Origin of the sequence: Streptomyces sp. NPDC090022 (assembly GCF_044748145.1) — a bacterium.
In the GTDB taxonomy this organism is placed as follows: Bacteria; Actinomycetota; Actinomycetes; order Streptomycetales; family Streptomycetaceae; genus Streptomyces.
This window is the reverse complement of sequence record NZ_JBIVFN010000003.1, coordinates 312,848-326,942: the sequence shown is the minus strand read 5'-3', so window position 1 is coordinate 326,942 and position 14,095 is coordinate 312,848. Positions and strand designations below refer to the sequence as shown.

The window sequence follows — 14,095 nt, the reverse complement described above, 5'->3', positions numbered from 1 at the left end:
CGGACGAGGTACTCAGGCCGTTGGGCCTGACGTACTCAGATACGCACGAGGGGCGGTGGGGTGATGACCCAGGGCACGCCGGAACCGACCGACCCGCACGGCCCGACCAGCCCGCACGGCCCGACCGCCGGGGCCACCGCCGAGGCCGGGGCCGCCGGGGCGTTCGAGCCTGCGACGGGTCAGGGGCCGTTGCCCGACCGGCGGGCGGGCGAGGTGCGCACCGCGTACGAGGGGCTGTTGCAGATCCGCCGCCTGGTCAACGCCGGAGCGTCCGAGACGGTTCCCGCGCCGTGGGAGGCGGTGCGGATGCCGCGCGCGGTGGCCCTCGCCCTGGAGGCCGCGGGCCTGCCGCCGTCGGCGGTGGACGCGGCGGGCCGGCGTACGGCCACCGGGTACGTCGTCGGGCCCGGCGAGGAGCCGGGGCGGGTCCGGGTGACCTGGGCCGGTCCGCCCGGCGGCGGGGCCGCCGCGGCGGAGCAGGAGCGGCTGACGGCCTGCTCCGAGGTGCTCTCCCGGCTGGGCTGGGAGTGCCTGCTGTACCGCGGTGCGCGCGGGCGCCGCTTCCTGGAGGTGGAGCCGCCCCGTCGGCCCTGAAATTCGTTGTCGCCGCCCGGCGGCGGTCGGGCAGGGTGGCCCCATGAGCATGCTGGACATGTGGGCGGCCCGGGTCGGCGCCGGTGAGACCGTGGAGTTCCGGCCCTCGGGCGATTCGATGGTTCCGCTGGTCCGCAGTCGGCAACGGGTGGTCGTGGCCCCCGTGGACGCGGCGCGGCTGGAGGCCGGGGACATCGTCCTGGCGCGGGTCGCGGGCACGGTGTACCTGCACCTGGTGTCGGCGGTCGACGCCCCGCGCCGGCGGGTGCGGATCAGCAACAACCGGGGCCGGGTCAACGGCTGGGCCGGCCACGACCGGGTGTACGGCATCTGCGTGTCCGTCGAGGGCGTACGCCGCCCGGGCGCCGACACCAAGGTCCGGCGGCCGGTGGTCGGGCCCGAGCCGCTGCGCACCGCCCGCCTGGACCTCGTCCCGCTGCGGGCCGAGCACGCCGACGCCATGGCGGTGGCCCTGGCCGACGCGGAGCTCCACACGTTCACGGGCGGCGAGCCGTTGCCCCCGGACGCGCTTCGCGCCCGCTACGCCCGCCTGGCGGCGGGCTCCCCCGACCCGGCGGTGTCGTGGTGCAACTGGGTCCTGTGGCTGCGCGCGGCGTCCCGCCCGGTGGGCACGGTCCAGGCCACGATCACCGCCGGCACGGCCGAGGTGGCCTGGGCCGTCGGCACCCCCTGGCAGGGCCAGGGCCTGGCCAAGGAGGCGGCCCTGGCGCTGACCGGCCGGCTCGCGGCACTGCCCGCGCTCTCCCCCGGCACGCTGATCGCCCACATCCACCCGGCCCACCACGCGTCGGCGGCCGTCGCCGCGGCGTGCGGCCTCGCGCCGACGGCGCACCGCCACGAGGGCGAGATCCGCTGGGAACGGCGGCTGCGCGCGGACGCCCCTTGGAACTCCTCACGAAATGATCTTCGAGGTGGTTGGCCTGGCGGCGCCTGGCCGCAGTTCAGCGCCGCCATGCATAGGTGCCCGGCGAGGACTCCAGCACTTCGCTCGGCCACTCCTGCAGCACCTGCCCGAGCAGCTTTCGCTGCTCGTCGATCCAGCCCTCTTCAAGGCGCATGGGAAGGAACACGGAGACCTACGCCCCAGCACACGCACCTGGAAGCTGTTGTCGCCATCCGAGAGGCTGATCAGTTCCACCCTGCACCCTCTGCCCTACCCGCTCACATCTGTCGGAGCTCAGGGTCTCCGAATCAGATCGACGGGCACAAGCAGGGTGTCCCCGCCTCATTCCGTGAGGAGTTCTCAGGGGCCCGTCCGGCGGACCAGCGTCGGATGGGCCGGAGGGACCTGGCTGTTCCGTCCCGCGAGCCGGTGGGCCAGGTCCAGGAGTTCCGGCAGGCGCAGCACCCGCCCGTCCGAACCCGGCAGGGGGACGTGGAGGGGCTCCGTCCAGCGGGTAGGGATGGCCTCCAGGCCGTAGTACGCGCCCGCCAGGCCGCCGGTGACCGCGGCGACGGTGTCCGTGTCGCCGCCGAGGTCGATCGCGGCGCGCACGGCGTCCTCGTAACTGCCGGTGGTGCGCAGGGCCCACACGGCCGAGCCGAGGCACGGCCAGACGGCGCCGTTGAACTCGGTCGCGAGGCCGGGGTGCCAGTCGGGGGCCAGGACGGTGGCGTAGCGCGCCCGGTGGCCGGGGTGGACGGCGTCGAGGACGTCCGGCAGGGCGGCGAGCGGATCGGCGTCCGCGAGCGTGACGCGGACGAGTTCGTGGAAGACGGCGGTGCCCTCCCAGGCGGCGCGGTCGCCGTGGGTGAGGGCGGCGAGGGTACGGGCGGCCGCCATGGTGGCCGCACGGCCGGCCGGGGCGAAGCGCACCGCCGAGGTGGTGGCCCTCATCAGCGAACCGTTGCCCGCGGCCCGCCGGTTGACCTGGAAGTGCACGGCGGCGGCCAGGTCCCAGGGCATGCCGTTGGTCAGGACGTCCTCGGTCTGCAGGCCGATGTCCTTGGGGCCGGAGGCCGCCCAGCGGCGGAAGCGGGCGAACACGTCGGGCGGGTCCAGCGCACCCCGCTCCAGCAGCGACTCGGCCACGAGGACGGCCATCTGCGTGTCGTCCGTGGCCTCGCCCGGCTCCCAGCCACCGCCGCCGCACATCTCGCCACCGCCGCCGGGCGCGGGGAACCGCGCGGAGAACGCCCCCTGCGGTCCGAACTCGAAGGGCGCGCCCAGCGCGTCACCCACCGCCGACCCGACGACGGCGCCGGCGACCCGCCGCATCCGCTCCACCCGCCCCATCCGTCACTCCCTTCGCTACAGGGCAGGCTAGCGGGGCCGCCGGGCCGTGGGGCACTGTCGGTGGCCGCTGTTACCGTCGCCCCATGACGCACCGTGACCATCCCGCCCTCGTGCTGCACGCCGCGAACCAGGACCGCGCGGCCGGGGACCTGCCGCTGCTGCACGCCGTACTGGAGCGGGAGTGCGAGCGGGACGGTGGGCGGGGTGCGGCCGACGGTCTGCGGATGGCCGCCGTCCTGATCGGCGTGCTCGGCGGACCGGCGGACCACGCCCGGCTGGTGGCGCTCGCGGGGCGGTCCCCGCTGCTCTCCGACGCCCTCGGCGAGCACGGCTTCCCGGGCACCGCCGCGGAGGTGGGTGCCTGGGCGGCGGCGCTCGACGCCGGGGAGGATGCCGGTGGACGTCCCGACGGGCCGGGGCCGGTGGGGCCGCGGGACCGGTCGGCGTTCGCGTGGGCCGCCCTGGCCGCCGCGCAGGGGAACGGCCCGCTGGTCCGGGGCGCCTTCCTGCGGCTGCTCGACGGCGCGGGGCCGCGCGACGGCCGTCTCCTCGGCCTCCTGGCGACCGGGCTGGACGACCTCGGCGCGTACCGGCACGCGGCCCGCGCCCAGCGGCTGCACGCCTCGCTCCTGGACGAGCCGTGGGACCGCGGCGCGGCCCTGGCCGCACTGGCCCGGCTCCAGCGGCGGGCGGGCGACCCGGAGGCGGCCCTGGCGTCGCTGGACCGGGCCGCCGGCGTCCTCGAGGACGGCCTGGGCCCGCACTTCCCGGCACCCACGGTGCCCACGACCGGCTGGCGCGACACACCGCTCGGCGCGCGCCTGGCCCGCGAACGCGCCCGTGTGACGGACGAGGAGTGACCGGCGAGGCATGACGGGCGCCGCACGGCCCACGGTCCTGGCGCCTGCGGCTGATGCCCCTCCCCGCGCCCGGCGCGGGGCGTGGGGACGCCTCCCGTCCGGCGGACGGGAGGCGTCCGGTCGGCGTGGGCCCCGGTCGGCCGTTCAGTCGGGGTGGCGCAGCAGCCGTAGGGCGTTGGCCACCACGAGGAGGGTGGAGCCCTCGTGCACGAGGACCGCCGGGCCGATGCCCAGGCCCAGGGCGGTGGCCGGGACCAGGACCGCGACGATGCCCAGGCTCAGCCAGAGGTTCTGCCGGATGATCCGGCTCGCCCGGCGGCTCAGGCCCGTGATGAAGGGCAGGCGGCGCAGGTCGTCGGACATCAGCGCGATGTCCGCGGTCTCCAGGGCGACCGCCGACCCGGCGGCGCCCATCGCCACGCCCACCGTGGCCCCGGCCATCGCGGGCGCGTCGTTGACCCCGTCGCCGATCATCGCCGTACGGGAGCCGGCGCGCAGCCGGGCCACCTCGGTGACCTTGTCCTCGGGCAGCAGGCCGCCCTGGACCTCGTCCATGCCGACCTCGCGGCCCACGGCGTCGGCCACCCGCGGGTCGTCGCCGGAGAGCATCACCATGCGCGTGATGCCGAGCCGCCGCAGTTCCGCCACCGTGCCGGCGGCCTCCGGGCGCGGTGCGTCCATCAGGGCGAGCGTGCCGAGGTGGCGGTCGCCGCGCCGGACGACCATCGTGGTGCGGCCGGCGGCGGAGAGCTCCTCCGTACGGGCGCGCAGCGTCTGCGGTACGGGCGGTCCGGCGAGCGTGCCGACGTAGGCGAGGCTGCCGATGTGGACGCGCTCCCCGTCGAGTTCGGCGGTGACGCCCCGCCCGACGAGGGCCTCCAGGCCGCTCGCCGTGGCCTCAGGGCCCGGCCGGCCGAGGAGGGCGGGGCCGTCGCGGACGACGGCCTGGGCGAGCGGGTGGTCGCTCAGGCGCTGGACGGCGATCGCGGTGCGCAGCAGTTCGTCGTGGCCGACGCCCTTGGCGGGCTCGATCTCGGTGAGGCGGGGACGGCCCTCGGTGAGCGTGCCGGTCTTGTCGAAGGCGAGGGTGGTCAGCCGGCCGAACTCCTCCAGCGGGGCACCGCCCTTGACCAGCACGCCCCCGCGCGCGGCCCGGCCGACGGCGCTGAGGACGGCGGCCGGCGTGGCGATGGCCAGGGCGCAGGGGCTGGCGGCCACGAGGACGGCCATCGCCCGGTAGAAGGTGTCGGTGAACGGCTCGCCGGTGAGGCTGCCGACGCCCAGCAGGACGGCGACCAGGGCGAGCACCGCCGGGACGAAGATCTTCTGGAACCGGTCGGTGAACGCCTGCGTCGGTGAGGTGCGCTGGTCGGCGTCCCGCACCATGCGGACCACGTGGGCGAGCGTGTTGTCGCGGGCGAGGCGGGTGACGACGACGTCCAGCGTGCCGGCGCCGTTGACCGTGCCCGCGAAGACCCGGTGGCCGGCGGCCACCCCGGCGGGGTCGGCGAGGGCGGCCGCGCGGTCGGCGACGGGGCCCTTGTCGGCGGGGACGCTCTCGCCCGTGATGGGCGACTGGTCGACGCTGCTCTCCCCGGTGGCGACGAAGCCGTCGGCGGGGATCCGGGTGTGGGGGCGGACGACGACCGTGTCGCCGATGGCCAGCTGCTCGACCGGCACCTCCACCGTCCCCGCACCCGCTCCAGCGTCCCCGCCCCCGCCCGCGCCGTCGCGCCGTACCAGGGCGGTGCGGGGGGCCAGCTCGCCCAGGGCCTCGATGGAGCGCCGGGCGCGCCCGAGGGCGTACCCCTCCAGGGCATGGCCGAGGCTGAAGAGGACGAGCAGGATCGCGCCCTCCTCCCACCGGCCGATGCCCGCGGCGCCCGCGGCGGCGACCAGCATCAGGAAGTCGACCTCGAAGCGGCCCCGGCGGACGGCGGCGAGGGCCTCGCGGACGGTGAAGAACCCGCCGAAGACGTAGGCGCTCATGAACAGCGCGAGGGGGAGCCCCCCGCCGCGGCCGGTGAGTTCCAGGACCAGTCCGGTGAGGTACCCGGCGAGCGCCAGCAGGGCGGCGGTCAGCTCGGCACGCTCACCGAGGAAGCCGTGCGCGTGCCCGGAGTCGCGCTCCGTCCTTTCGGGATCCGTCTCCCCAGGGACCGTCTCCCCGGGCTCCCGCGAGGAGGCGTTCGGCGGCCGGGAGGCCAGCTGCACCTGCCGGAGCGCCCGGCGGCGGGACCGCGGCGGGGCGAGGGCGGCGCAGGAGGGGCAGGTCGCGGCGGACACAGGGGCGGAACCGGCGGCGGAACCGGCGGCGGAACCGGGGGCGGAACCGGAGCGGTGTGCCGCGTGCTCGTTCGCAGCGTTCACAGCGTTCACAGCATTCATGACATCAACATATCAGCACATCCACATATGTGCATCTGTAGACTGCCACCTATGGAACTCCTGTCCGAGCCGGACGCCACGGCGGTCGCGGAAGTGATGCAGGGCCTCGCCTCGCCCGCCCGCATCCGGATCCTGGCCCGTCTGCTGCACTCCCCCTGCTCGGTCGGCGATCTCGCCGAGGACCTCGCCCTGAGCCAGCCGACGGTCTCCAACCATCTGCGCCTGCTGCGCCACCTCAGCCTGGTCACCGGCCGCCGCACGGGCCGCAGCGTGGTCTACGAGCTCCACGACGACCACGTCACCGCCCTGCTCCACCAGGTCCTGGCCCACGTCCACCACGGCGACGGCCCGGCGACCTGAGCACGGAGCCCCACGCACCGCACGCACCACACGCACCGCACGCACCGCACACGCGGGGGCGCACCCGGCTCCGCCGGATGCGCCCCACCTCAACCCCGACCCGGGGTCACGGCGCCCCGAAGGTCAGCGTCAGCCGCGGGGTGCCCTCGTTCGCCTGGGCCTCCGACGACCACAGCCACAGCGCGTCGGTCCCCCCGCTGGTCAGTGCCAGGTCGTACGACGTACCCAGCGCCGCCGCGAGGGGAGCCGTGGCGAGCCCCGTCGTGTGGACCGCCGAACCGTCCGGGACGCCCGCGAAGCCGCCGAGCGCCTGGGCGCCGACGTCCGGGCGGTTGGCGTACGTCGTCCCGTCCTCGGTCCACGCCCCGGTGACCGGGACCGCCGAGACCGCGTCGGCCGTGCCCGCGCCGGCCATGGTGCTCGTCTTCACGCCGAGCGTGGCCGCCTTCAGCACCGTCCCGGCGGGCGCGGCGGGCAGGTCGAAGCGCAGGTAGCCGGCGTAGAAGGAGCTGCCGCGCACCGCCAGCGAGCTGGACGTGCCGTAGTTGGTGCCCGGCGCGCCCGCGTTGGCGTACGTGTCCGCCACGGCCGGCACCTCCAGCACGGTGTCGGCCGGGGCCTTGGCCAGGTTGAAGTGGTTCTGGACCTGGGCGGCGCTCAGGACCGTCGGGTAGACGGCCGTCTCGTCCAGCCGGCCGGACCAGAACTCGGAGGCGGGCCGGTCGGGCCAGCCGCCGAGGCTGTCGCCGCCCGCGTGCCAGTAGCCGCTGTAGTTCTCGTGCCCGGTGACGTTCAGCGTGCCCTGCTGGACCCCGTCGACGTACAGGGTCATCCCGCCGGGGCCCTGGGTCGCGACGACGTGGTGCCAGGCGTTGTCGTTGTAACGGGCGGTGCCCCCGGTGGTGATGGTGCGGGTGGCCCCCGTGTAGACACCGAAGACCAGCCGGCCGTCATTGGTCATGTAGAGGTGCTTGTCGTACTGGCTGCTGCCGCGTTCCTGGTTGTTGCCGAACCCGAACAGCTTGCCGCCGCGCGTGGTGCCCGTCCGGAACCAGGTCTCGATCGTGTACGCGCCGCCCACCGTCGTGCGGCGGTCGGCGTACACCCGGTTGTCGGTTCCGTTGAAGCCGATCGCCGTGCTCGCGCCGGTCACCGCGCCGGGCGTCTGGCGCAGCGCCGGGCCGTTGAAGTGCACGCCGCTCGCGTTGCCGTCGGAGGAGTCGGCGACGTACGGCAGGGCCGACTCGTCGTAGCGCCAGTACAGCTGGGCGCCGTCGGCGCGCACCTGGGCCGGATAGGCCTCGGGCGAGAGCGGTACGGTCACCGTCGCCGTCGCCGACAGGGCGCTGGTGTTGCCCGCCGCGTCCGAGGCCGTGACCCGGTAGGAGTAGGTCTGGCCGGGCGTGACCTGGGTGTCCGTCCAGGAGGCCTGCGGGCGCTTGAAGAACAGCGAGTCCGCGTTGACCGTGGCGACGGGGGTGGCCGCGCCGTTGCGGTGGATCCGGTACGTCAGCGTGCTGTCGTCCAGGTCGAGGCTGGTGCGCCAGCGGACCTGCACCTGGCCGGGCGTGACGCTGACGGCCCCGGCGAGCGGGACGGTCGGCGCGCCGGTGTCGCCGGTCGAGGCGAACCGGGTCAGGCTCTGCTGGGCGGCGCCGTTGACGGTGGTGAACTCGCCGCCCACCCACAGGTACTGCACCCCGGCCTTGGCGCCGACCGCCATGACGCGCGGGCCGATGCCCTCGCCGATGCCGTCGTTGGTGTCCGGGGCCCATCCGAGCTTTCCGGTGCCACTGGTGGGCTGGGCCAGCAGGTGGTGGCGCCGGCCGTCGGGGAACTCGCCGACACTGGAGCAGTCGTGCGCGTGCGAGGCGCTGTAGAGCACGTTCTGGTACGGCAGGACGGCCTGCGTCGCGCCCAGGCAGGTGTCGCGCCAGCGCTGGCCCAGGCCGGCCAGGTCGAGCGCGATCCGGCCGTCGAACACGCCGCCGCCGGTGCCCTCGTTGGCGGTGTAGAAGCCGGTGGCGTCGGTGGCGATGTCCTTGACGACCGAGTTCGTCTCGATGAAGCCCGGGTAGGCCTTGGCGAGGGCGCCGCTGGTCGCGTCGACCACGGCGAGCGCGTGGCTGGTGGTGCCGTTGACGGTGAAGAAGTCGCCGCCGAGCAGGACGCGTGTGCCGTCGGGGGTGACCTCGACGGCCCGGCCGGGTTCGTCGGCGTCGGCGCGGAAGGGCCGCAGCGTGCCGTCGGCGGTGGCGACGGCCGCGAAGCGCCCGCGCGGCTGGCCGGCCACGCTCAGGAAGTCGCCGCCCGCGTAGACGGTGTCGTCGGTGACGGCGAGGGCGCGCACGGTGGCGGCGAAGGCGGGCCGGAAGGAGGCCTTCGGGGTGCAGGTGGCGACGTCGATCGCGGCAAGGCTGCTGACCGGCATGCCGTTGACGGCACCGAAGTAGCCGCCCGCGTAGAGGGTCTGCTTGTCGGGCGAGAGGGCCAGCGCGCGGACGGTGGCGGTGCCGCTGCCGACGGTGAAGGACAGCGTGCAGGAGGTCGGCGCGCCGGTCGCGGCGTCCAGGGCCACGAAGTTGACCGCCGGCCGCTCGGTCCCGCCGGTGCCCGCGGGGGGCCGTACGGCGGAGAAGGTGCCGCCGGCGAAGACGGTGCCGCCCGCCTCGGCGAGCGCCCAGACGATGCCGTTGGGCTGCCAGGTGGCCAGCGCGTCGGCGGTGAAGGCCACCGGCGGCGTGACCGCGGCCGCCTGCGGTACGAGGCCGAGGCCGACGCTCGCGCCGAACCCGGCCAGCGACAGGGCGAGCGCGGCGGCGGCCGCGCGCGAAGTCCTGGACACGGATCTCCGTATGGGTCTGCTCAATGAACCCCCCAGTGCAAGTGCAGTGGTTCTGCAACTCGATGTGTTCTGGCGCACCTTAGGGTCAAACCGGGATCAGGTCAGCACATTTGACGCATCGGTTGCCGAACCGTCGTAGGGCGCGGGCGGGGCTCGGGACAGGTCGTCCTCCCGATCGCCGCAGCCTCGTAGCCACCGCCGACCGTGCGCCGGCCCTCGGGGCACCGCGCGACGCTCAACTCCGCCCCCCCACGGCTCGGCGGTGTCAGTCGCAGGCGGCCCCGGCCTGGACGACCATGAGGCTCACGTTGTGGCTGACGATGTCGTGGAGCTCGGCCGCGATCCTGGCCCGCTCGGCGTCGACCGCGGTCCGCGCCGCGCTCTCGCGCTCCCGCTCCAGCAGCCAGCCGCGCTCCTCGAGGGCCGCCTGGTGCAGCCGCCGCGCCCGAACCACCGCCACGCACAGACACCCAGCGGCGCCAACTGCCGCCGCCAGGGCGATGACCAGCCAGATCGTCCCAGATGGCGTGCACAAGGAGTACGGCGACGCGAAGGCGTTGGACGGCCTGTCGCTGGAGATCAGGGCGGGGGACGCGGTCGCCGTGATGGGCCCTTCCGGCTGCGGCAAGTCCACCTTGCTCAACATGGTGGCCGGCCCGGACCGGCCGACGTCGGGCACCTATCTCCCGTTCATGACGCTCTTCGGCATCCTCGGCCTGCTGGTCTCCGCCCTGATCGTCGGCAACGTGGTCAGCGGGGCGGTCGTCTCCGGGTACCGGCACATCGGGGTGCTCAAGGCCCTGGGCTTCACCCCGAACCAGGTCGTCGCCGTCTACCTGACGATGCTCTCCGTACCGGCCGTGGTGGGCTGCGTGCTGGGCTCCGCCGCCCTGCCGGCGTACGGCGGCCGCCGCTGGTGCGCCCGGCGGAAGAACCGGCGGCGGGCCCGGCCCGGTCCCGACGGGGCCCGGCCCGGTCCCGCCGGCCCGCCGGCCCGTCAGCCGCGGCAGAGCAGCGCGGCCGGGGACGGGCGGGAGCCCACCCGGGTGGTGAAGGCGATGCCCGCCGCGTACTCGCCGGGCAGGCACTGGCCCTTGTAGCGCCCGTACGCGTAGTCGGCCCCCGGCGCGCCCGCCGGGCGGTTGTCGCCGCGGTCGAACCAGACCGTGCGGCCGCCGCCCGGGAGCGCCGTGCGGGCCGGGGCGCACAGGGCGGCGGAGACCCGCTCGCCGCGCACGCTGTAGCCGATGAGGAACTGCCCCGCCGGACACTGGAACTTGGTGTAGCCGCTCGCCCAGTCACCGCCCGGCGGGACGTACGCCTCGTTCCGGACGACCGTGTGTCCGCCGTCGGCGGCGCGCAGGTCGGAGGTGACGCACAGGCCGCGGCCGCCGGTGTGGCTCAGCCCTGCGAGCCGGGAGCCGTCCGGGCAGACCGCCTTGCGCGCGCCGTTGTCCCAGTCGCCGCCGGCCCGGGTCCGCAGGGAGGCGACGTGGTCGCGGTGGTCGGTGGTCAGCTGGTACCAGGAGGGCGTGGCCGGGACCTGCCCGGTGCGGCCGGGGGTGGTGACCAGGGCGTTCCAGGCCGGCGTACGCCAGTCCCCCGCGTCCAGGGCTCCGGAGCGGCGGCCGGCGGTGTCGTAGCGCAGCAGCGCCCACGTGTCGCCGCCGGAGCCGCCCGGTCCGCCGCTCCAGCCGACGAGCGGCCAGTACGCGAAGTCGGCGTCGGCGCTGGTCAGGTAGTCGGTGAGGTTGCCGAACCAGGCGCGGGGCGCCGCGCCCTGCTCGTCGGCGCCGATGCCGAACTCGCTGACCCAGACGGGCGCGGTGAAGTGCGCCCCGGTCTCCGCGGAGACGAAGAACGCCTGGTCGCGCAGGACTTGGTGGAGCTGCTCGCGCGAGAGGTCCTGGTAGCGGGGGTCGTGGGTCTCGCCCATGCCGGTCGCACCGCTGTGGTTCGGTCCGGTGTAGCCGTAGAAGTGGGCCGAGTAGACCAGCTTGCCGGAGACGACGAGGGTGTGGGAGAGGGTACGGGCCGGGGTGAGGGTGGGGCGGCCATGCGGGAAGCCGTCGATGGGCAGGCCGGTCCAGTTGATGCCCTCGACGATCACCAGGAGGTCGGGGTTGGCCTCGGTGAGGATGCGGTCGGCGGCCTCCTGCGCGGCGGCGTGCCAGTCGTGGTTGTCGCCCAGGCCCCAGTTGGGGTCGTTCCAGACGTCACGGCGCACCTCGTTGTAGAGGTCGGCGCCGACCACGCGCGGGTTGGACCGGTAGCGGCGGGCGATGGTCACCCAGTCGTCGGCCCACTGCCGGGTGGACCGGCCGCTGCTGTTCCAGCGCTCGTTGCCGTCGAGGCCGCAGCACCAGCGGGTGGTGACGGTGTGGTTGTTGAGGATGACGGCGAATCCGTCGGCCGTGAGCGCCTCGACGACGGCGTCGAAGACCTGGAGCGGGGTCCGGCCGCGCAGCGCGGGGTTGGCGGCGACGGCCGCGTCGGGCACGGGGGCGGTGGTGCGCAGCATCTCGTTGGAGTACGGCAGCCGGATGCTGTTGAGGCCGAGCGCGCGGAAGTCGGCGAGCAGGGCGGGCAGCGGAGCCCGGTCGAGGCCGATCGGTATGCCGTACGAGGGCTGGCCGGCGTGGTGGGTGGCCGGGTCGGCCGGGTCCCCCGAGCCGTTCCAGGAGCCCTGGGCGCCGTCCCAGTTGCCCGAGCGCAGGCGGAAGCGGTTGCCCTGGGCGTCGACGATGTAGCGGCCCCGGGTGGACAGCGGCGGGGTCCAGGCGGCGCTCGCCGCGCTCACGGCGGACACGGCGCCGTTCGTGGGAGTTACGGCGGCCGGTGCGGCCGGTGGTGGCCCCGGCACCGCGGCCGCGGGCGGGACCGCCAGGGCGAGGGCGACGGCTGCGAGCAGCAGTCCGCGCGCAGTGGTCAGTAAGGTCTTCATGGGTACCTGTCGGGGTCCGGGCCGGGGGCCGTGGGGGTGAGGGCGAGGACAAGTTACCGGCCGGTTGACCACACCGGAAGCCATCCGGTGGCCCGCGGCGCCCGCTCCCCGCGAAAAGCCCTCCGCCGCGCCCGCGCACGCTCTACCGTGCGGTGCAGGCGATGGGCGCGGGAGTGGGAGGGCGGGCGGATGGACCGGGAAGAGGACCTGCGGCTGGCGGAGATCACACCGGAGATCTCCCGGCGGACGATGGCGCTGCTGCGGGAACTGGTGGGGCTGGAGCCTCCGGAGCGGGTGCCGGAGGGCGCCATGGTGGCGGCCGACGCGATCCTGGCCGAGCACGGCACGGACGGCCTGCGGGTGCTGGTGATGACCCTGGCGTCCTGGGCGACGGCGCAGATAGAGAACGTCGCCGAGCTGAGCGGGCGCAGCCACGAGGCGGTGCTGGATTCGATGGAACTGGCCTGCCTGGAGGCCGGCAACCCCGAGGAGTAGCGGTCCGGGAAACCGGTGCGAGGACGTGGCGCACCGAGCGGGACGGTCCGCCCGGTCGTCGGCGACACTGGGGTGAGGGGGGGCCGTGGTGAGGGGGGCTGCGGAGATCGGGTTCGTTCGATCGATCGGAGGCCGTCGTGAGCACACCTTCCCCCATCCGGATGGCTGCCGTCCTGTCCGCCGAGCACCGGCGCCGCCTCATGGCGCTCGCGCGCGAGGTCAATGTCCGTGAGGGTGCGCTGCTCTTCGAGGAGGGCGCCCGGGCGGAGTCGTTCTGGATCGTGCGCTCCGGCACGGTGACGCTGCAGCTCCCGCTGCCCGGCCGGCGCCGCCCGGCGCCCATCGAGAACCTCGGCCCCGGGGAGCTGGTGGGCTGGTCCTGGCTGTTCCCGCCGTACGTCTGCCAGCTCACCGCGGAGGCGATGACCCTCGTGCGCGCGTACGAATTCGATGCCGAGGCGGTCCGTATGCAGATGGACGCCGACCCGGCCTTCGGCTCGGCGCTGGGCCACTGGGTCGGCCGGGTCCTCGCCCACCGCCTCCAGCAGACCCGGATCCGCCTGCTGGACCTCTACGCCCCGCGCGTCAGCGCCACCCAGTAGGCCCTTCAGATCCGCCAGGAGCGGAGCTTGGCGGCCGCCTCGTACGCGTCGGCGCGCCCGGCGTCGAGGTCCCGCGCCAGGATGACGAGCTGGCCGTACGGCGCTTCGAGCCGCTCCTCGGCGGCGTGCATGTAGGCGATGGCGACCGCCGCGCCGAAGAGCGCGTTGCGGGCCGGGAGCGGCCGGAGCCGGATGATGGAGTGCATCAGCGCGGCCGCGCGCCAGGCGTTGTCGACGGTGGCGCCGAGCTGCGTGATCTTGACGCGGTGCCGGCCGACGGCGGCCGACAGCGCCGAGAAGTCGTGCACCGAGGGCTGTCTGGGCAGCAGGTCGGCCTGCCGCTCCAGCAGCCAGCGGACGTCGATGAGCAGGTCCACGGTCAGCGGGTTCCGCTCGGCGCGTCCTCGGGGAACTCCTTGTCGAACGCGCCCGCCTGCTCCGCGACGAACGCGCGGAAGACCTCGGTGGCGCCGTCGAGGCGGGGGTCGCGGACCGCGTGCTGCGCCGCCTCGGTGATCAGCGCCGACACCGTGGTGCCCTCGGCCCGCGCACGCCGCTTCAGCCGCTCGTGCAGTTCTTCGTCGACCCGGATCGTCACCTGCTTCGACATGCTCCGACGGTACCGCAGCCCCGGCGGCCCGGACAGGGGTCGACCGGGCCGGCCGGCCCGGCTGACCTGCCGCGACCAACACCCGGCGGCTTCCCGACCGTTCGTGTCCGCTCCCCGACCGGCGCCGCCCGTTCCCGTCC

The 14,095-nt window shown here is 75.1% G+C and carries 13 protein-coding genes and 1 pseudogene; 7 read left to right on the top strand and 7 right to left on the bottom strand.

What is annotated here, in order from left to right:
• Nucleotides 1-63: 63 nt before the first annotated feature.
• Together ACIPXB_RS09345 and ACIPXB_RS09340 are read left to right on the top strand one after the other, a co-directional pair.
• Entirely contained in the window at nt 64-594 is a 531-nt protein-coding gene (locus ACIPXB_RS09345; protein WP_401446675.1) for a hypothetical protein, read from the top strand.
• A 43-nt stretch (nt 595-637) separates the two neighbouring features.
• Nucleotides 638-1,420 (top strand): annotated as a pseudogene (locus tag ACIPXB_RS09340) (GNAT family N-acetyltransferase); the annotation flags it as partial.
• Nucleotides 1,421-1,858: 438 nt separating this feature from the next.
• Here the strand turns inward: ACIPXB_RS09340 and ACIPXB_RS09335 are convergent.
• Nucleotides 1,859-2,842 (bottom strand): ADP-ribosylglycohydrolase family protein, encoded by a 984-nt coding sequence (locus ACIPXB_RS09335; RefSeq protein WP_401447160.1) that lies wholly within the window; start codon nt 2,840-2,842, stop codon nt 1,859-1,861.
• Between the two features lie 92 nt (nt 2,843-2,934).
• Between ACIPXB_RS09335 and ACIPXB_RS09330 the strand changes: the two genes are divergently transcribed.
• Nucleotides 2,935-3,711 (top strand): hypothetical protein, encoded by a 777-nt coding sequence (locus ACIPXB_RS09330; RefSeq protein ID WP_401446672.1) that lies wholly within the window; start codon nt 2,935-2,937, stop codon nt 3,709-3,711.
• 144 nt (nt 3,712-3,855) lie between these two features.
• On the opposite strand, the gene ACIPXB_RS09325 is transcribed toward ACIPXB_RS09330, so the two are convergent.
• Nucleotides 3,856-6,099, bottom strand: coding sequence for a heavy metal translocating P-type ATPase (locus tag ACIPXB_RS09325; protein ID WP_401446669.1), 2,244 nt, complete (start codon nt 6,097-6,099; stop codon nt 3,856-3,858).
• Nucleotides 6,100-6,150: 51 nt separating this feature from the next.
• On the opposite strand from ACIPXB_RS09325, the gene ACIPXB_RS09320 reads away from it, so the two are divergent.
• Nucleotides 6,151-6,459: an ArsR/SmtB family transcription factor gene (locus tag ACIPXB_RS09320; protein WP_401446667.1), complete on the top strand. Its 309-nt coding sequence runs from the start codon at nt 6,151-6,153 to the stop codon at nt 6,457-6,459.
• A gap of 106 nt (nt 6,460-6,565) precedes the next feature.
• On the opposite strand, the gene ACIPXB_RS09315 is transcribed toward ACIPXB_RS09320, so the two are convergent.
• Complete coding sequence (locus ACIPXB_RS09315) at nt 6,566-9,304, bottom strand: LamG-like jellyroll fold domain-containing protein (protein WP_401446664.1); 2,739 nt, start codon at nt 9,302-9,304, stop codon at nt 6,566-6,568.
• A gap of 265 nt (nt 9,305-9,569) precedes the next feature.
• On the bottom strand, nt 9,570-9,764 hold the full coding sequence (locus ACIPXB_RS09310; RefSeq protein WP_401446661.1) for a histidine kinase: 195 nt from the start codon (nt 9,762-9,764) through the stop codon (nt 9,570-9,572).
• Between the two features lie 40 nt (nt 9,765-9,804).
• Here ACIPXB_RS09310 and ACIPXB_RS09305 point away from each other — a divergent pair, with 40 nt between their 5' ends.
• Nucleotides 9,805-10,404, top strand: coding sequence for an ATP-binding cassette domain-containing protein (locus ACIPXB_RS09305; RefSeq protein ID WP_401446658.1), 600 nt, complete (start codon nt 9,805-9,807; stop codon nt 10,402-10,404).
• Here ACIPXB_RS09305 and ACIPXB_RS09300 read toward each other — a convergent pair.
• Nucleotides 10,302-12,248, bottom strand: coding sequence for a glycoside hydrolase family 5 protein (locus ACIPXB_RS09300; protein ID WP_401446655.1), 1,947 nt, complete (start codon nt 12,246-12,248; stop codon nt 10,302-10,304). The two genes, ACIPXB_RS09305 and ACIPXB_RS09300, sit on opposite strands and share 103 nt — an antisense overlap.
• A 189-nt stretch (nt 12,249-12,437) precedes the next feature.
• On the opposite strand from ACIPXB_RS09300, the gene ACIPXB_RS09295 reads away from it, so the two are divergent.
• Together ACIPXB_RS09295 and ACIPXB_RS09290 are read left to right on the top strand one after the other, a co-directional pair.
• Nucleotides 12,438-12,743: a hypothetical protein gene (locus tag ACIPXB_RS09295; RefSeq protein WP_401446652.1), complete on the top strand. Its 306-nt coding sequence runs from the start codon at nt 12,438-12,440 to the stop codon at nt 12,741-12,743.
• A gap of 137 nt (nt 12,744-12,880) precedes the next feature.
• Entirely contained in the window at nt 12,881-13,345 is a 465-nt protein-coding gene (locus ACIPXB_RS09290) for a cyclic nucleotide-binding domain-containing protein (RefSeq protein ID WP_401446649.1), read from the top strand.
• Between the two features lie 5 nt (nt 13,346-13,350).
• On the opposite strand, the gene ACIPXB_RS09285 is transcribed toward ACIPXB_RS09290, so the two are convergent.
• Nucleotides 13,351-13,722, bottom strand: a complete 372-nt coding sequence (locus ACIPXB_RS09285) for a toxin Doc (RefSeq protein ID WP_401446646.1) — start codon at nt 13,720-13,722, stop codon at nt 13,351-13,353.
• Between the two features lie 2 nt (nt 13,723-13,724).
• The gene (locus tag ACIPXB_RS09280) at nt 13,725-13,955 is read right to left on the bottom strand and encodes a YlcI/YnfO family protein (protein WP_401446643.1); all 231 of its coding nucleotides are present in this window, start codon (nt 13,953-13,955) and stop codon (nt 13,725-13,727) included.
• Nucleotides 13,956-14,095 lie beyond the last annotated feature (140 nt).

Coding starts and splice junctions, on each gene's coding strand:
- ACIPXB_RS09345 (WP_401446675.1), top strand. CDS start 64: ATGACCCAGGGCACGCCGGAACCGACCGACCCGCACGGCCCGACCAGC.
- ACIPXB_RS09330 (WP_401446672.1), top strand. CDS start 2,935: ATGACGCACCGTGACCATCCCGCCCTCGTGCTGCACGCCGCGAACCAG.
- ACIPXB_RS09325 (WP_401446669.1), bottom strand. CDS start 6,099: ATGAATGCTGTGAACGCTGTGAACGCTGCGAACGAGCACGCGGCACAC.
- ACIPXB_RS09320 (WP_401446667.1), top strand. CDS start 6,151: ATGGAACTCCTGTCCGAGCCGGACGCCACGGCGGTCGCGGAAGTGATG.
- ACIPXB_RS09305 (WP_401446658.1), top strand. CDS start 9,805: ATGACCAGCCAGATCGTCCCAGATGGCGTGCACAAGGAGTACGGCGAC.
- ACIPXB_RS09300 (WP_401446655.1), bottom strand. CDS start 12,248: ATGAAGACCTTACTGACCACTGCGCGCGGACTGCTGCTCGCAGCCGTC.
- ACIPXB_RS09295 (WP_401446652.1), top strand. CDS start 12,438: ATGGACCGGGAAGAGGACCTGCGGCTGGCGGAGATCACACCGGAGATC.
- ACIPXB_RS09280 (WP_401446643.1), bottom strand. CDS start 13,955: ATGTCGAAGCAGGTGACGATCCGGGTCGACGAAGAACTGCACGAGCGG.